Raw genomic sequence first — 17,591 nt, 5'->3', positions numbered from 1 at the left:
GTATAACAAAAAGCTTGAGCTTAAAGATGAGCTTGCTAAGGAATTGACTACCAAAGCTGATTTGGAAATATTAAAAACAGAATTATAGGCTAAGATAGAAATAAGCCATAAAGAGCTTGAAGCTAAAATTGAGAAAGAAATTCTAAAGATAGATAGAAAGTTAACAATTATGTTTATTACCTTAACTTTTTTAATCATCTTCATAAACAAAGATGCGATAGAGTTAATAATCAAACTTTTACCATTTGCGAAATAATCTAATCTCTAAGCTTTATGAAAAACTCTTTTAAAAGTTTACTACATCTTTCATCCGGAATGTATTCATACTCAACGTTAAATGGAAGTTTTTTATCGTCAAAAACTGTGTATTTGCTTAAAACCGCACCGCCTTTTTCATCCTTTGCACAAAAGACAACCTTTTTAATCCTTGCTTGCATTACTGCACCAGCACACATTAGACAAGGTTCAAGAGTTGTATATAATACTACATCATCTAAACGCCAAGTTTTAAGTTTTTTGCAGGCTTTTTCTATTGCTAAGATTTCTGCATGATACAATGCATTATTTTTTGAAATTCTTTGATTATGGGCTTTTGAAATTATTTTTCCGTCTTTTACTATGATGGCACCGACCGGAACTTCGTTTTTCTTTAATGCTTTTTCTGCTTCTTTTACTGCTTGGTCTATAAATTTTTTATGATAGTTCATAAATCAAAGATTGTTTTAGATTTGATTTTATCTCTGCTAAATTTTTTAGTGCTTTTGGAATGTAATCTATAATGTCTGTTGCTTTTAAACTTTCTTCTCCAACGTCTTTAACTGCCAAATCTCCTGCATAGCCGTGTAAGTATACGGCAAGCTTTAAAGCATCTTCCGAATTAAGTCTGTTTATCAATGCTCCAATCATTCCGGCTAAAACATCTCCGCTTCCGGCTGTTGCCATTCCAGGATTTCCTTTATTACTGTAATAAATCTTACCATCCGGTGTAAAAATAACCATTCTATGGAATTTTAAAACTACATAGCTTTTTGTATTAATCGCAAACTCTTTTGCTATTTCTTCATAGTTTTCTAATATTTCTTTAACTGATAATCCTGTTATTCTTGAAAACTCTCCTAAATGTGGTGTAAGTACAGTAATGTTGTTTCTATTTGAAAGCTTTTCTTTAAAATTTTCTATATTAGCAAGGTTGTTTATTCCATCAGCATCAATGATTAAAGGTTTATCAATGGTTAAGATTTTTTCTATAATCTCTTGGTTTGTTTTAGATATACCCATTCCCATTCCAACAACAACCGAAGAAAATTTACCATTCTGGATGATTTCTAAAATCTTTTCTGGATTTTCGCCAAACATTCCATTTTCAGACCTAACCGGAATACTCATCTCTTCAATTAGATTTGTTTCTAACACTTGATTTATACAATCTGGAACTATTGCAGTAGTAAGACCGCTTCCTGATTTTGTAGCAGACCTACACGCCATTATGACAGCCCCTGATTTTCCAACGCTACCGCCAACAACCAACACATGACCAAAGGTGTATTTATGACCTGTTTTTTCTCTAACCGGCAAAGTAAGATTTTTCGGTGTGATAAGATATCTTTCAACTTCTGCATATACAGGATTTAAGCTAATATCTGCAACATACACTTTTCCGCAGTACTGCAATGCCGGATATAAGACATGACAGATTTTTGGATAACCAAAGGTTACTGTTATATCTGCCTTTACAACTTCTCCTTCAACGTTGCCAGTATCAGCACTAAGACCCGATGGTATATCAATACTTACAACAGGCTTTTTACTTTGATTTATCAGTTTTATAACATTTTCTCGATAAGATTTTACAGGCGGCTTAAAACCTGTTCCAAAAATACCGTCAACGATTAAATCAGTTTGAATAAGATTTTTTTCTAATATATCAAGATTTTTATCTGTAATAAACTGATATGTAAATCCAAAGTTTTTGAAGATTTCAAGATTTTTTAGATTATCAGTGGAAAGTTTGCTTTCATTTTCTGCCAAAATAAATAAATATACTTCTTTGCCAAGCTTTGCTAAGTACCTTGCTACAACTACCGCATCACCGCCATTATTTCCACTACCTGCTACTACTGTTATTTTTTCTGAATTTGGATAATGCTGTAAAATTATTTGGACGGCAGACCGTCCGGCACTTTCCATAAGCACCAAAGACGGTATGCCGGTTATATCAATAGTTCGTTTGTCAGTGTTGGCTATCTCAAAAGATTTTAAGATTTTCATTTTTTAGCAAGTTCAATTACTTTATTGACAAGTTTTTCTATCCCTTCTGCAACGTCTTTTATTGTCTTTCCAAGCATGTATGCAGGAGTAGTTACGATTTTGTTTTCCTCGTCTACCACCATCTCGTTAACCGGACAAGCCAAATGCCTTGCACCCATGTCTTCTATTGTTTTAGCTACATCAATATCTGTTCCGATTGTTACAGTTGGTTTAGCTTCTCTTAATGCTGCCGCTACTATAACAGGAGATATACAGATGGCACCTATTGGCTTTCCAGCTTTAAACATATCAACAAGAAGTCTTTTAACTTCCGGAATTAAATCGGCTTCAGCACCTTTTTCTAAGAAGTTAGAAAAGTTTTTAGCTACACCATATCCACCGGGCATAATCAAAGCGTCAATATCTTCGGCTTTTACGTCATTTATATCTTTTATGTTTCCTCTTGCGATTCTCGCAGCTTCAACAAGAACGTTTCTTTCTTCATTCATTGGCTCGCCTGTAAGATGATTGATTACATCCTTTTGTTTGATATTTGGAGCCATGATTACAGTCTCTACCCCAGCTTTATCAAGAAAGTATAATGTTAAAGTTGCCTCATGGATTTCTGCACCGTCAAACACTCCGCAACCTGCCAACAAAACACCAACTTTCATAATCAAACAACCTCCCAATTTTTTTTAAAATTGTTTCTTTAAATAATATTATATCTTTTTTTGATACGTCGGGTGAGAAATTTAATAAAAATCATGAGATTGAGACTCTTTGCCGGCTGCATAATGACAAATAAGACAATCGTTAACATATTTTCAATTTCTCTGTCGTCCTGAGGACTTTAGCCCGAAGGATCTCATTTTTAATTTATAATTTTTAATTTATAAAAACTGCTAATTTCTCACCCAAGGTATTATTTTTTCTCCTTTTTATAGTAATCTTTGACATTCTACTTTCATACATTTGTTTGCAACTACGTTAAAACCTTTTTCTATAAGCATTTTTGCTACTTCTTCATTATAGGTTTGAGGCTGAAACCAAAATGTTTTAAAGCCTTTCTTTATAGCCTCTTCTGCTGTATATCCAACATCTGCCGGTCTTCTAAAAACATCTACAATATCAATCTCATCGGGAATATCTAATATAGATTTATAAACCTTTTCACCAAGTATTATCTGACCTTCATATTTTGGATTTACTAAATAAATTTTAAATCCGTAGGATTTCACAACTTCTGTCACAAAATAGCTTGGCTTATGTGGTTCTGGCGAAATACCAATTACCGCGACTGTTTTACTTGATTTTAAAACATTTCTTATCTCTTCGTCGGTTGTCAACAATGGCATAGTTTATACCTCTACTGCTGTATTATCTTCTCTTTCTTTTCCTATTTCTGTCAGGTTTGCTGTAATTATAGTGTTTACAGGTTTTTCCGTCTTTATTTTTGCATAAATGTAATTTCCTGTAACTGCTATCTTATAGCCATCTTTTTCAGAGATAATTAAAAATTCTAAATCTTTGTTTATAAATCTCTTTCTAAATTCGTAGTTTTTCTGATAGCTTATTTCTCTGAGTATTTTTGTCCTTTCTTTTTTTTCTTCCGGATGGACTTTATCTCCAAATTTTACAGCTGTTGTTCCATCTCTCTGTGAATATGTAAACACATGTATGTATGCAAAAGGAATATCATTTATTGTCTTTACAGTGTTTAAAAATGCCGTTTTATCTTCTGTTGGAAATCCTGTTATTATATCCGTTCCAATTGCGGTTTCTGGTCTTTTTGATAATATCTTATCTACTTTTTCTATATACTCTTTTACTGTATAGTTTCTTTTCATATCTCTTAAAACTTTGTCATCTGCTGATTGGATGGATAGATGAAAGTGTGGTGCTACTTTTTCTTCCGATGTTAAAAAGTCTATGAGTTTATCATCAAGCTCATTTATTCCCATAGATGAAAGTCTAATTCTGTATAGATTTTCTATCTTGACAAGATTTTTTAAAAGGTCATAAAGCGTTCCTTGTTTATGGTCATATCCATATTGAGACAGCTGAGTTCCTGTTAGAACAATTTCTTTAAATCCTTTATCTACTAATATTTTAACTTGATTTACTATTTCATCTATTTTTGCACTTCTTACTTTTCCTCTTGCAAATGGAATGATGCAAAAACTACAAAAGCTATTACAACCTTCCTGAACTTTGATTATAGGTCTTGCTCCTTCAAAAAAGGTGCTGATTTGAAAGGTTTTAAACTGATTTTCTCTAAATATGTTTTCTATAAAAACTTTGTTTTCAAATTTTTCATTTATATAATTTTCCACTATCTCAAAAACAGCTGTTTTATGAGAATTGCCTATAACTAAATCTATCTCTTCCATTTTTGCAAGCTCTTCTGGAGATACCTGGGCATAACAACCGGTAGCAACTACAACTGCGTTAGGATTTCTTCTTTTTGCCTGTCTTATAGTTTTTCTTGAAGTTCTATCTGCATCGTTCGTGACAGTGCATGTATTTATCACATATATATCTGCTACATCTTCAAAGTCTGTAATACTGTAGCCTTTCACCTGAAATTGCTCTTGTAATGCAGATGTCTCAAATTGATTCATTCTACAGCCAAGAGTTGCAAAAGCTACTTTCAAGCCTTTATTTTCCAATTTCATCTACTGCCTTTTCTAAATCTCCATGTTTTAGTATTTCAATTAGTTTATGTTCATCAAATTCTTTTGTCAATCTTTCACCTGTTTTTAGGTCAAAGATATAAAAGATCTCGTTTCCATAGCTTCCAACGAAGTAGGTTCCTCTTCCAATTATAACACCTGCAATGACTGATGATTTAAAATCTTCTGTAAGCTTTTCCCCTGTCTCTACATGATAGATTGCATATTTGCCGTTTTTCTTACCCCAAAAATATTTACTTTCTCCTGTCAAAGCTCCTCTATCTCTTATCTTTTCAAAATCATCTGTCTTTTGACCTTCTAATGTGTATAGAGCTTCCATTCCATCTTTTAAAGCCAAATAATAAGGAGACTGGTTTTTAATAATTCCTTTTGTGTATATCCAATCAAAACTATCTGACACTGGATTTAAAGCTTTGTTAAATATCTGCCATTTAAGATTTTTTAAATGTTTAAGATAGTCTGGTTTGTCTTTGACTATTTCTTTTGATGCAACAAAAAAATCAGATTCACCTTTTGCCAATCCTTCTTTAAAAACGTATCCAAATTTAACATCCGGATTTGTATCAAAGTAAAAATAAAGCTCTGTTTCTATAAGCTTCAAACAAAAACCTCCATTATAGAATATTTTATTATTTTAAAGAAACTATGAATTTATTTTTATGTTTTTTAGCATAAGGGTGGTAGAGTCTACTCTAAAGTTTTTGTAAGCTTACCTCAGGAAATTGACACGAAAAAGTAAGCTCACAAGAATTATGGACAACTCTTATAAAAATCTTGAATTTAGGCACAACTTTAGAGATAATATTGATAAGTAGGAGTTATCTGCGCAACAATAAACACGCGAGGATTTAGTGATGCAGGAAAATTCTAAAAAAGAGCGCACATTTTTAGTTTTAAGAAAGATGGTAGATTTAGGTTACATACCTATTGAAAATGTAAGAGGAAATCCAGATATAAATCCAAAAAAATCCTTTACAGAAGTTCTTATAGCTTTAATAAAAAAAGGGAAGGCTGACGAAAATAAAGTAAAAGAATTTTTTGTAAAAGCATCTATTAAGCCCTTTGACCCTAAAATACATAAAGTTAATCTCACTAAAGAAATTTTAGAGAAATTTCCTACATCTTTAATAGAAAAAAAATACATTGTTCCGTTTGAATATTCAGAAGGAGTGTTAAAAGTAGCTGTATTAGACCCAACAGACAGAGAGACTTTAAATCAAATTAAATTTTCAATGAATATTAGAGCTTTAGAAACGTATGTGGCTACTCTTTCAGAAATAGAAGAGCTTAAAAAGGCAGTTACCCCCTTACTTCCTGCCAAAAAACTCTTGGACGAAGTGGAGTTAAACGTTGATGTGCAAACCGAAGAAGAAGAAGGACCAAAAGAATTATCTTTAGAAGATTTATCAAAAGAAGCACAAGATAGTCCAGTTATAAAAGCTGTAAATGCGATCATCGCTGATGCTATAAACTTGGGTGCATCGGATATTCATATAGAACCTATGGAAAAAGAGTTGAAAATCAGGTTTAGAGTTGATGGTATATTGAGAACTTATAAAATTTGGCCTGGTCATATTAAAGATCCAATTGCTGCAAGGATAAAAATAATGTCTTATTTAGATATTTCAGAAAAAAGACTCCCGCAAGATGGTAGGATTAGAATTACCGTAGGTGGCAATAAATACGATTTAAGGGTTTCTACTCTTCCAACAGTTTATGGAGAAAAAATTGTTATGCGTATTCAAGATGCAGGGAGTTATTTAAATGTAAAACTTGAAAATTTAGGATTTGAAGAAGATGACCTTAAGATTGTAAGAGAAGCCATATACTCTCCATGGGGTATGGTTCTTGTTACAGGTCCAACAGGTTCTGGTAAAACTACTACTTTATACTCTGCCCTGATGGAAAGAAACACAGATGATGTTAACATAATGACAGCAGAAGACCCTGTTGAGGTATCAATTCCGGGTATTAACCAAGTTCATGTAAAAGAAGAGATAGGGCTTACTTTTGCGACAACCCTAAGAGCATTTTTAAGACAAGACCCGGATATAATTTTAGTTGGTGAGATAAGAGATAGAGAAACTGCCGAAATAGCAGTAAAGGCAGCATTGACAGGACACTTAGTATTTTCTACTCTACATACAAACGATGCTCCATCAACTATAACAAGATTAGTGGATATTGGGGTTGACAGATTTTTAGTTTCCACAGCAGTCCATACAATAATCGCTCAAAGGCTTATAAGAAAATTATGCAATAATTGTAAACAGCCTGCAGAGTTTCCTCCTGAAGTTTTAAAAACTTTTGGATTTTCAGATGAGGATATACAAACAGGGCAATTTTTTGTCCATAATCCAAAAGGTTGTGATAAATGTAATAGGACAGGATATAAAGGAAGAACGGCAGTTCATGAAATTTTAAGATTGGACGAAAACATAAGAAAGGCTATAAATGAAGGAAAATCGGCAGATGAAATAAGAGAGATAGCAATCAAAGCAGGTATGAGAACTCTCTACAAAGATGGATTGATAAAAATGAAAAAAGGCATAACAGATATAGCAGAGATAGAAAGGGTGTTAATGAAGTGAGACGTCTCACGTTAAAAAACGGAGGTAAAAAATGGAAGAGTTGAAAGCTTTTAGAATTGATGAAATAGCTAAAGCTGCCGTTGAGATGAGGTCTTCCGATATCCATATAACTGCTGGTACTCCACCTACCGTCAGAGTTGACGGAAAATTAATGCCTATACCCGGCTATCCGCCAATGACTCCTAAGGATACACAAGCCCTTATATATTCTTTTATGAACGAAAAACAGAAAAAAACTTTCGAGGAAAAGAAAGAGCTTGATTTTTCTTTTGGAATAAAAGGTATAGGAAGGTTTAGGGTAAACGTATTTTATCAAAGAGGAACGGTAGCAGCTGCACTAAGAAGAATTCCTTATGAAATTAAACCGATGGAAGAGTTAGGTTTGATACCTAAGGTTAAAGATTTGTGCCATCTTTCTATGGGATTGGTTCTTGTTACAGGTCCAACAGGTTCAGGTAAAACTACAACCTTGGCGTCTATGATAGATTACATAAACGCAAACTTTCCTCACCATATAATAACTATCGAGGACCCTATAGAATACATATATCAACATAAAAAGTCTGTAATAGCACAAAGAGAAGTAGGGACAGATACAGACTCTTTCGCTCTTGCATTAAAATATGCTTTAAGGGAGGACCCGGATGTTATACTTGTTGGTGAAATGAGAGATTTAGAGACTATAAGGGCAGCACTGACTGCAGCAGAAACCGGTCACTTAGTATTTGGAACACTGCACACAAATACAGCTGTTCAAACTATTAACAGAATAATAAACGTATTTCCTATGGAAGAACAAGATCAGATAAGAACAGAATTAAGCTTTGTTCTTCAAGGTGTTATATCTCAAAGACTTTTGCCTAAAATTGGTGGTGGAAGAGTTCTTATTCATGAGGTCATGATTCCAAATACTGCAATAAGAAACTTGATTAGAGAAAATAAAATTCATCAGATTTATGGTCTAATGCAAACAGGACAAGCTGAAAGTGGTATGCAAACAATGAACCAATCTTTAATAAAAGCATTAAGAAATAAACTTATTACCCCGGAGGATGCTCTAAGGACATCACCGGACCCAGAAGAGCTTAAAAGACTAATGGCTACATTAGGAGTTAGATAATGGCTACATTTATTTACGAAGGAAGGGATAAATTCGGTATAAAAAAGACGGGTACGATAACAGCAGAGTCTATCGAAGAGGCAGAAGATATTTTAAAAAAGCAGGGCTTTGTCGATTTAAAAATAAAACTAAAATCTATAAAGGAAAAAGAAAAGTCAAAAGGTGGTGGTACGTCTACATTTAAAAAGAAAGTAAAAGAAGAAGATTTAGCTATATTCACAAGGCAGCTTGGAGCAATGATAGGTGCAGGTATTGGTATAGCTCAGGCTTTAGAAATACTATCAGAGCAGATGCCAAACCCATCACTGAGAGAAGCTTTAGTGAAAGTAAAAGACGATGTTGTTACTGGAATGTCTTTATCAAAGGCTATGCAAAAGCATCCAAAAGTGTTTCCGTCTTTCTTGGTAAACTTAGTTGCTGCAGCAGAGGAGTCCGGTAAGCTTGATGAAATCTTAAAAAGAGCAACTCTTTATTATGAAAAATTAGCATCAATAAAAAGAAAGATAATAAGCGCATCTTGGTATCCGGCAGCAGTAGTAGTAATAGCAACTTTGATCGTTTTAGGACTACTGACTTTTGTAGTTCCAACTTTTGCAGAAATATATGCAAGCTTTGGCGGCGAATTGCCAGCCCCAACTCAAATACTTATCAATATCAGCAATACTCTTAAAAGCAACATTCTACTTGTCATTGGATTTTTTATTGCTTTAGCGGTGGTTAATGGGCAAATATATAAAACATATAATGGAAGAAGATTTTACCATAATCTTTTCTTAAAGATTCCTATAATAGGAAAAATACTACATAAAGGTGCATTGGCTAAGTTTGCAAGAACATTTGCTACGCTTATAAATGGTGGTGTTCCTATTTTAAGGTCTGTTGAAATTGCTTCTACAGTTGTTGGAAACGTATTAATTGAAGAATCTTTACAAAAAACCAAAGATGAAATAGAAAAAGGTAAACCATTTGCTGCATCTCTTGATAAAAAATACTTTCCACCTATGTTTATAGCTATGGCTGCAGTAGGTGAAAACACAGGTAGATTAGACGAGATGCTTGATACGATCGCTAATTTTTACGAAGATGAAGTAGATAGAGAAGTTGATGCGCTTATTTCTACTTTAGAGCCTTTACTGATGGTATTCATTGGTGGAATTGTTGGATTTATTTTAATCGCATTATACTTACCAATATTCAAAATGGGTGAACTCATTAAATAATGAAAAAAGTTGTTGTGGGTTTAAGCGGTGGAGTAGACAGCTCTACTGCTGCATTTCTTTTAAAAAAACAAGGTTACGAAGTCGTTGGCATAAGCTTAAAATTTACAGACATAGACTCCTGTGAGGTTGACACTCAAGTATGCTGTTCTGATAAAGATATTTTAGATGCAAAAAAAGTAGCTGAATTTTTAGAAATTCCTCATTATGTAATCAATTGGAAGGATATTTTTGAGAAAAAAGTAATTAATTATTTTATAGAAGGCTATCAATCTGGCTTGACACCAAACCCTTGTAGTATCTGCAATAGAGAAGTAAAAACTGGACTTTTTGCAAAATATATTAAAAGCTTAGGTTTTGATTACTTAGCAACAGGTCATTACATAAGAACAGATATTCAGGATGGTATTAAAGTTTTAAAAAGAGGCATAGATAAAAATAAAGACCAATCATACTTTATGGCTTTAGTGGAGAAAGAAGTGGTTGATACTTTGATATTTCCACTTGGTAATTTAACAAAAGAAGAAGTCAGAAAAATAGCACAGGAAAATAAAATACCTGTTAGTCAAAAAGAAGAAAGCTTTGAGATTTGTTTTACAAAAGGCAAATCTCCGGAAGAATATTTTAAAACAATGAATATAATAACTAATGAAGGAGAAATAGTTCATATTTCTGGAAAAGTTTTAGGTAGACATAAGGGCATAGAGAACTATACCATCGGACAAAGAAGAGGTTTAAATATTGCATGGAAAGAGCCTTTATACGTAATAGAAAAGGATGCGCTTAATAATAAAATAGTAGTAGGTGAAAAAGATTATTTACTTACGGATAAAGTCATTGCGAAGGATTTTAACTTTTTAGTGCCAATTGAAAAATGGAAAAAAATAGAAGTTCAAGGAAGGTATAAACAAAAACCTATAAAAGCTAAGGAATATCATTTTGACGGTGAAAATTTAACTGTAATTTTTGAAGAGAAGGTGCCAAAGTTTGCACCCGGTCAAATATTAGCTGTTTATGATGGTGATACTTTACTTGGTGGTGGAATTATTTCAAGAAGTTAGAATATACTATACGTCGGATGAGAAATTCGATAAAAGTAGGGAGAGTGTTATAGAATTTTGTAAGCTTACCTTTATTCGTCATTCTGAGGACTTTAGTCCAAGGAATCTCTTTTTTTAATTTTTTTGAAAAGAAAAAACAGCAGATTCTTCGCCGGCTGCAGAATGACGACGTTAATTTTTGGAACACTCTCAGCGAAGATCTTCACCCATTTACTCTATCATCTTTCTACATCTCACTTACCCATTTTATATCTATTCAAAAAAGGGGTCAAAGACCCCAAATCATCATTAGCATTCTTCTTTTTTAGCGTCAATTGGAACTGCTGGGCAAAGATGTAATTTTCTTTCTTCTCCAACTATCATGTAATAAAGTACTGGCACAACCACAAGAGTTAATAAAGTTGATGCAATTGTACCAAATATTAACGCGATCGCAAGACCATTAAAGATTGGGTCAAAGATGATAACAAACGCACCAACAACTATTGCCGCAGCTGTAAGTAAAATTGGCCTTGTCCTTACTATTCCAGCTTCTAACAATGCTTCTTCTAAAGGTAATCCATCCTTTAATTTCTGCTCTGCAAATTCTACTAAAAGAATTGAGTTTCTTAAAATTATTCCAGCTAATGCAATAAATCCTATCATTGATGTAGCTGTAAAGAATGCTCCCATTAAAAAGTGTCCTGGTACAATACCAACTAATGTAAATGGTATTGGAGACATTATAACCGCAGGCATTTTGAAAGATTTAAACCAACCAACTAATAAAATGTATAAAACTACAATAGCAACTCCAAATGCTATACCCATATCTCTGAATGTTTCGTAGGTTACTTGCCATTCTCCGTCCCATTTTACATAGTATCTATCAGTTAATTCTGGCTGATGAGTTAATAATTCTTCTACACCTTTTCCATCAGGAGTTTTAATATTTTTAATCTTATCCCAAAGGTCAAGGATTGGGTAAACTGGGCTGCCAAGTTTATCGTTAACGTTTGCTATCACATAAACAACCGGTTGCAGATTCTTTCTGTAAATATCATGTTCGGTAGTTGCAGGCTTAACGGTTACTAAAGCATTAAGTGGTATTCCTCCCATAGGAGTAGGTATTTTCATAGATAAAATATCCTCAATGCTTCCTCTGTATTTTTCATCTAATCTTACAACTATGGAGACAGGATGCAAATCGTCTGATGAATGGATTAATCCTACTTTATGTCCTGCCAAAGCAATTCTAACTGTTTTTACAATAACATCTTCCGATAACCCATATCTTTTTGCTTTTTCCCTATCTATTTCTATTTGAAATTCTCTTTGCAGATAGTTATCATAGATGCCAACGTCTATGATGCCAGGCGTATTTTCAAATATTTTCTTGATTTGATTAGCTACTTCAAGCTGTCCTTTATGGTCAGGTCCGTAAACTTCCGCAACTATTGGAGATAATACCGGTGGTCCTGGTGGTGGCTCTACTACTGCTACATATTTAGCTCCGTTAGCTTTTGCAATTTTTGCTACTTCATCTCTAATTCTTTCTGCTATCTCGTGAGATTGTGCTTTTCTATCGTATTTGCCAATAAGATTAATATGTATTTGTGCTAAATTTGGAGCTTCTCTTAAGTAGTAGTGTCTTACTAAACCGTTAAAGTCAAATGGTGCCGGTTGGCCTACGTAGATGACATAATTTTTAACTTCGTTAGTGTTTTTGATATAATCTGCTATCTGTTTTGCTACTCTGTATGTTTCCTGTAGAGGTGTTCCCTCCGGCATGTCTAATACAACTTGCAATTCACTTTTGTTGTCATATGGTAGCATTTTTACAAGAACTGCTCTACTTACAAGGAGTAATACTGATACAACCAATAGCATTCCTGCAAAGCCGAGGAAAATCCATCTTTTAGCTCTGCTATTAAAAAGCGGCATATAGATTTTGTTAAATAATCTTACCAAGAAGCCTGCTCTTGCTTCATCCTCTTTTCCTAAAGCTTCTGGGCTTTCATGTGCTTCATCGTGCTTTAGCCATCTAATGGCTAAGTAAGGGGTTAAGATAAATGCTAAAAGCATTGAGAAAAACATTGCAACAGATGAATTAATTGGTATTGGTCTCATGTATGGTCCCATAAGACCGGTAACAAATGCCATTGGAAGAAGTGCAACAATAACTGCGAAGGTTGCTAAGATAGTAGGGTTTCCAACCTCGTCAGTAGCTACCACTGCTGCATCTTCCATTGGAAGCTTTCTCATAGAAAACCATCTATGAATGTTTTCAAGAACAACGATAGAGTTATCAACAAGGATACCGATAGAGAAAATGAGTGCAAAAAGTGTAACCCTGTTTAATGAGTATCCGTACATTTCGCTTAAAAATAGTGCAATAGCAAGTGTAACTGGAATTGTTACTGCAACAATTAAAGATTCTCTAAATCCAAGAGTTACTGCAATTAAAAGAACTATAGAAAAAGTAGCTATAAGTAAGTGCTCTATCAGTTCGTTTGCTTTTTCTGATGCAGTTTCTCCATAGTTTCTTGTGATTGTAAAGTTCACATCGGAAGGAATGATTTTACCTTTCATTTCGTTTAATTTTTCAATAACATTTTCAGCAACTACAACAGCATTACTTCCTGTTTTTTTAGCTACTGCAATGGATACTGCGTTTTCAATCGGTTTAGAAGCTTGATTTGAAGCCACGCCATATCCAAACTGAACGTAATTTTCTATCTCACCTTCACCTTCTTCAACTTTTGCTATATCTTTAATTCTAATAGGTGCATTGTTATAAACCGCAACTACAACATTTTCAACATCTTCCTTTGACTTTAAAAACTGACCTGTTCTAACTTTGTATCTATAATTATCTTTATCAAACTCTCCCGATGGAAGAGAAAAGTTTGCATTTTGAAGAGCCTGAACTACCTGCGGAAGCATAATGTTATAGGCGTTTAACTTTGCAGGGTCAAAAAGAATATCTATTTCTTTTGGTTTTGAACCTATGATTGTAGTCTCTGATATATTTGGAAGCTGTTTTATTTCATCTTCTACGACTTCCGCTATTCTTCTTAAATCATAAGAAGAGTATTTATCACTGTGTAATGTAATTGACAGGATAGGTACATCATCAATAGATTTTGGTTTTATAATAGGCTGCATTGCTCCTTCAGGCATTCTGTAATAGTTAGACATTACTTTGCTGTATAGTTTTACTAAGCTATCTTCTGGATTTGCTCCTACTTTAAATCTAACTGTTACTATACCAAAACCATCCCCGGCATAAGAATAAACGTACTCAACATCCGGAATTTCCCACATTAATTTTTCAAGTGGTTTTGTAATAAGATTGTTAACTGTATCTGATTTGGCTCCTGGATATGGAACCATAATATCGATCATTGGAACTACAATTTGTGGCTCTTCATCCCTTGATGTTGTAAATACTGCAAAAAATCCAAGGAGTAAAGAAGCAACTACCAAAAGCGGCGTTAGCTTAGAGTTTATAAAATACTTAGCAATTCTGCCAGCAAGTCCTAAATTGTTCATTCTTTATCCTCCTAACCTACATCCATCACAAGCTTTTTCAATGTTAGATTGGATAATTCTGTCTCCTGGTTTTAAACCCGAAAGAACTTCTACGTATTCTCCATAGTCTTCTCCAAGTTTAACGTAGGTTAGTCTGATTATATTATCCTTATCAACTGTATAAACTGCATTTAGCTGATCCCACTTAAACACGGCTGTTTTAGGAATAAGTATTTTTGGCTTTGTATCCGTAGGTATTAATAACTTTCCGTACATACCTGTTGTGATATTTTCTGAAAATGGAATATCTAACTTAACTTTAAAGGTTCTGTTCATTGGGTCTATGTTTGAGTTTTTCTCAATAACTTTTCCTTTTACAACCTTACCATTTAAATCAATATCAAGCTTATCGCCTTCTTTTACTTTATCAAGCAATGATTCATCAAGATTTGCTATAAACTGTAATTTTTTCTCTCCAATGATGAAAATTGGCATGCCAGGAGCTACCATATCTCCTTCATCATTCATCTTCTTTAAAACATAACCATCAAAAGGTGCTTTAATAACTGTATATCCTTGCATAACATTAACTTGAGCTAATTTAGCTTTAACTTGTGATTCTTTTGCTTTTAACTGACCTAATTTAGCATCTACTTGGTCAACCATAGATTTTGCAGCAATCATTTTTGTTTCTATCTCTTCAAGTTGTTGTTTTGAGATTGCATTTTCTTGATAAAGATTTTTAAATCTTTCATAAGTTCTCTTTGCAAATTCATAGTTTTCAAGAGCTGCTTTTCTTGCTGCTAAAGCTTCTTCTCTTGCCTTAGAAAGCTCTTCTAGTCCAGCTAAAGCTTCATTTTTTTGCTGTTTTATTTCAGAATCATCAAGAATTGCTAAAACCTGTCCGGCTTTTACATAGTCGCCTTCTTTGACATAGATTTTTAATATTCGGCCCATCCATTTTGTAGCCACTTTTGCATTGTTGTCAGCCGAAACCATACCATCAGCTTTGTAATAATTAGGTGCTTGTTTTTCTTCCACTGTTAAAACAGGTAGTCCACTGACAACTTTAACCTCTTTCTTTTCTCCCGGCTCAACTCTGTGAGATAAAAATCCTCCAAGCCATAAAATGAAGATAGCGATCGGTAAAACAAAAAAGAGTATAAACTTTACAGGTCCGCTCATTTTCATCTTTACTCTCCTCTCTTTTGATTTTCTTCAATTAATTTTCCAGTTTGATATTTTAGTTCTAATACTGACAATTGACAGTTGTATTCTGCTTGTGCTTTGTCAAACTTTATTTTGTCATACATTGTTTGTGTATCAAGTAAATCAATCATAGATGCAAGCTGATTTTTATATCTTACTTCTGTTATTTTTAAAATCTCTTGCGCGTACTTTAAATTTTCCTCAGCAGTCTTTAATTTTTCCTGCTCTGTTTGATTTTCTTTGTAAGCTTTATACACGCTAAATTTTATAAACTCTTCAAATCCTTTTTCTTGTTGTTTATACTGATTATAAGTTTCCTTTGCACTTTTGTATTTATTGAAAGATTGAAAACCATCGAATATTTTCCAGTTTAAAGCAACGCCTGCCATCCACCATTTCCCTTCGTTGCCAAGCATCCATTTACCATCGTTTAATTCATAAGATGCAAACGCTCCAATCGTTGGAAGCATATCAGCTTTATTAAACTCTATCATCTTTTCTGCAATTTTAACTTTTTCTCTGACAGCGATAAGGTCTGACCTGTGAGATAGCGCATAGTTTTGATAATCCTCCACCGAACCATTTATAGTTTCACATTGAAGATGCCCTACCACATCTATTTCTGATGGGTCTACTTTATCCAAGCCCATTGCTAAAAGTAGTGCTCTTTTTGCTACTAAGTAATTATTTTCTGCTTCTTTTATCTTTGACTTCATATCAGACAGATAAACTTTTGCTCTCAATTCATCTGCCGGTATAGCAAAACCATTTTTTACCATGCTAACAGCTGTGTTGTAATGCTTTTCAGCATCTTTATATGCCTGATTTGCAAGGTCAATTGCTTCTTTAGCAAGTAAAGCTCCATAGTAAGCTTTTGATATGTCATAGATAGCCTTTTCTTTTGCTCTTACTAAATCCTTTTTTGTTGCTTCATAATCTCTTTTCTGCATATCTATACCAGATGATAATTTTCCACCTGTGTATATTGGAAGTTGAAGTTCAAATTTTGTTTTCCATGCGTTTACTTCCGGATACGATGGTTTAGAAAACAACGGTTGAGGAAACATTAAATTCATAGCTGTCATATCAACAAATTTTGAAGAGGTCATAAAATCAAGCTTCTTTTGGCTCATAGTGTTCCACATTGCAAAGCCCGGCTCGTTTGTTCTCATAAACATCTCTGAAAATGTTAAACTTGGAAATCTCATTCCTTTGGCAGATTCATACTGATATTCTTTAGACTTTAAAAGATTTTCTGTTGCTTTTACTTCATAGTTATTTTTTAATCCTGTTTCTATAGCTTCTTGTAGCGTCAAGTCCTTAGCATAGCTAAGAGAAATAGCAGTTAGCGTTGCCAAAACAATCTTCTTCTTCATAACTTACCTCTATTATATAGATTATTCAAATATTCGAATATTATTATATTATTATATCATGCTATAATCTTTCTAAATATGACAAATCTCCATAAAACCATTTAACAGTATAACCTATTTTTTGTTGCTAAAATTTTAAGAATATATTAAGGTCGGTTTTAGAATAATGCCATTTTTTAAATCCGAACGTTGCAAAGAATCATATGTTTCTTTTTTGTAAAAAAGGTGTAGATTTTTCATTGTACCTTTAGAATCATAGCATTATTGTTTTTATCATACTCCCGATGATATAAGTCCGAAGGATCTGATAGTTAAAAGTCATTATAGATATCTGAGACTGTTTCAAAAAATCAATGCTGTCATTCTGAGCGGAGTAAAGAATCTCATGATTTTTATTAAATTTCCCCGACTTATTACAATTATTAATATTTTTCATTATACGTCGGGTGAGAAATTACCTCCATAGTTTACTTTTTCTAAAAAAGCTATAACCAATAGCATATGCATATAGATAAGCAACAAAAGTCTTAACCTTTCTCCATCTACTTATAAGATTGAAAT

The 17,591-nt window shown here is 33.5% G+C and carries 13 protein-coding genes; 4 read left to right on the top strand and 9 right to left on the bottom strand.

The features are described from left to right. Positions 1–257 precede the first annotated feature (257 nt). From Q0929_RS04630 to Q0929_RS04605, 6 genes are all read right to left on the bottom strand, one after another. Positions 258–707 carry a nucleoside deaminase gene (locus tag Q0929_RS04630; RefSeq protein WP_299238413.1) on the bottom strand — a complete coding sequence of 150 codons (450 nt, stop codon included), beginning with the start codon at positions 705–707 and terminating at the stop codon, positions 258–260. Further along, complete coding sequence (locus tag Q0929_RS04625) at positions 694–2,268, bottom strand: NAD(P)H-hydrate dehydratase (protein ID WP_299238411.1); 1,575 nt, start codon at positions 2,266–2,268, stop codon at positions 694–696. Before Q0929_RS04625 ends, Q0929_RS04630 begins: the two co-directional genes overlap by 14 nt. Continuing rightward, positions 2,265–2,921: an isoprenoid biosynthesis glyoxalase ElbB gene (elbB, locus tag Q0929_RS04620; RefSeq protein WP_299238409.1), complete on the bottom strand. Its 657-nt coding sequence runs from the start codon at positions 2,919–2,921 to the stop codon at positions 2,265–2,267. Before elbB ends, Q0929_RS04625 begins: the two co-directional genes overlap by 4 nt. Before the next feature lie 267 nt (positions 2,922–3,188). Beyond that, positions 3,189–3,605 (bottom strand): CoA-binding protein, encoded by a 417-nt coding sequence (locus tag Q0929_RS04615; protein ID WP_299225810.1) that lies wholly within the window; start codon positions 3,603–3,605, stop codon positions 3,189–3,191. A 3-nt stretch (positions 3,606–3,608) separates the two neighbouring features. Then, entirely contained in the window at positions 3,609–4,925 is a 1,317-nt protein-coding gene (gene mtaB / locus Q0929_RS04610) for a tRNA (N(6)-L-threonylcarbamoyladenosine(37)-C(2))-methylthiotransferase MtaB (RefSeq protein WP_299238407.1), read from the bottom strand. Then, on the bottom strand, positions 4,909–5,544 hold the full coding sequence (locus Q0929_RS04605) for a hypothetical protein (protein WP_299238405.1): 636 nt from the start codon (positions 5,542–5,544) through the stop codon (positions 4,909–4,911). Before Q0929_RS04605 ends, mtaB begins: the two co-directional genes overlap by 17 nt. Before the next feature lie 253 nt (positions 5,545–5,797). On the opposite strand from Q0929_RS04605, the gene Q0929_RS04600 reads away from it, so the two are divergent. Genes Q0929_RS04600 through mnmA form a run of 4 tightly spaced genes read left to right on the top strand, consistent with a single transcriptional unit; the run spans position 5,798 to position 10,932 of the window. Then, complete coding sequence (locus tag Q0929_RS04600) at positions 5,798–7,534, top strand: GspE/PulE family protein (RefSeq protein WP_299238404.1); 1,737 nt, start codon at positions 5,798–5,800, stop codon at positions 7,532–7,534. A gap of 31 nt (positions 7,535–7,565) precedes the next feature. Next, on the top strand, positions 7,566–8,654 hold the full coding sequence (locus Q0929_RS04595; RefSeq protein WP_299238402.1) for a type IV pilus twitching motility protein PilT: 1,089 nt from the start codon (positions 7,566–7,568) through the stop codon (positions 8,652–8,654). Continuing rightward, complete coding sequence (locus Q0929_RS04590; protein ID WP_299238400.1) at positions 8,654–9,874, top strand: type II secretion system F family protein; 1,221 nt, start codon at positions 8,654–8,656, stop codon at positions 9,872–9,874. The genes Q0929_RS04595 and Q0929_RS04590 overlap by 1 nt, the downstream gene beginning before the upstream one ends. Further along, complete coding sequence (mnmA, locus tag Q0929_RS04585; RefSeq protein WP_299238398.1) at positions 9,874–10,932, top strand: tRNA 2-thiouridine(34) synthase MnmA; 1,059 nt, start codon at positions 9,874–9,876, stop codon at positions 10,930–10,932. The genes Q0929_RS04590 and mnmA overlap by 1 nt, the downstream gene beginning before the upstream one ends. Positions 10,933–11,220: 288 nt before the next feature. Here mnmA and Q0929_RS04580 read toward each other — a convergent pair whose 3' ends face one another. The 3 genes from Q0929_RS04580 to Q0929_RS04570 are packed head-to-tail and all read right to left on the bottom strand — an operon-like array spanning position 11,221 to position 17,030. After that, on the bottom strand, positions 11,221–14,466 hold the full coding sequence (locus Q0929_RS04580) for an efflux RND transporter permease subunit (protein ID WP_299238396.1): 3,246 nt from the start codon (positions 14,464–14,466) through the stop codon (positions 11,221–11,223). Between the two features lie 3 nt (positions 14,467–14,469). After that, complete coding sequence (locus Q0929_RS04575; protein ID WP_299238394.1) at positions 14,470–15,636, bottom strand: efflux RND transporter periplasmic adaptor subunit; 1,167 nt, start codon at positions 15,634–15,636, stop codon at positions 14,470–14,472. Between the two features lie 2 nt (positions 15,637–15,638). Continuing rightward, entirely contained in the window at positions 15,639–17,030 is a 1,392-nt protein-coding gene (locus Q0929_RS04570) for a TolC family protein (protein WP_299238393.1), read from the bottom strand. Positions 17,031–17,591 lie beyond the last annotated feature (561 nt).

The organism is Sulfurihydrogenibium sp., assembly GCF_028276765.1.
Lineage (GTDB): Bacteria > Aquificota > Aquificia > Aquificales > Hydrogenothermaceae > Sulfurihydrogenibium.
Note: the sequence above shows the minus strand (reverse complement) of the source record. Positions and strands in the feature narration are given on the sequence as shown.

Excerpts from the sequence above, each read along its gene's own strand:
- Q0929_RS04590 (WP_299238400.1), top strand. The coding sequence starts at position 8,654 with ATGGCTACATTTATTTACGAAGGAAGGGATAAATTCGGTATAAAAAAG.
- elbB (WP_299238409.1), bottom strand. The coding sequence starts at position 2,921 with ATGAAAGTTGGTGTTTTGTTGGCAGGTTGCGGAGTGTTTGACGGTGCA.
- Q0929_RS04615 (WP_299225810.1), bottom strand. The coding sequence starts at position 3,605 with ATGCCATTGTTGACAACCGACGAAGAGATAAGAAATGTTTTAAAATCA.
- Q0929_RS04580 (WP_299238396.1), bottom strand. The coding sequence starts at position 14,466 with ATGAACAATTTAGGACTTGCTGGCAGAATTGCTAAGTATTTTATAAAC.
- Q0929_RS04575 (WP_299238394.1), bottom strand. The coding sequence starts at position 15,636 with ATGAAAATGAGCGGACCTGTAAAGTTTATACTCTTTTTTGTTTTACCG.
- mtaB (WP_299238407.1), bottom strand. The coding sequence starts at position 4,925 with ATGAAATTGGAAAATAAAGGCTTGAAAGTAGCTTTTGCAACTCTTGGC.
- mnmA (WP_299238398.1), top strand. The coding sequence starts at position 9,874 with ATGAAAAAAGTTGTTGTGGGTTTAAGCGGTGGAGTAGACAGCTCTACT.
- Q0929_RS04625 (WP_299238411.1), bottom strand. The coding sequence starts at position 2,268 with ATGAAAATCTTAAAATCTTTTGAGATAGCCAACACTGACAAACGAACT.
- Q0929_RS04630 (WP_299238413.1), bottom strand. The coding sequence starts at position 707 with ATGAACTATCATAAAAAATTTATAGACCAAGCAGTAAAAGAAGCAGAA.
- Q0929_RS04600 (WP_299238404.1), top strand. The coding sequence starts at position 5,798 with ATGCAGGAAAATTCTAAAAAAGAGCGCACATTTTTAGTTTTAAGAAAG.
- Q0929_RS04595 (WP_299238402.1), top strand. The coding sequence starts at position 7,566 with ATGGAAGAGTTGAAAGCTTTTAGAATTGATGAAATAGCTAAAGCTGCC.
- Q0929_RS04570 (WP_299238393.1), bottom strand. The coding sequence starts at position 17,030 with ATGAAGAAGAAGATTGTTTTGGCAACGCTAACTGCTATTTCTCTTAGC.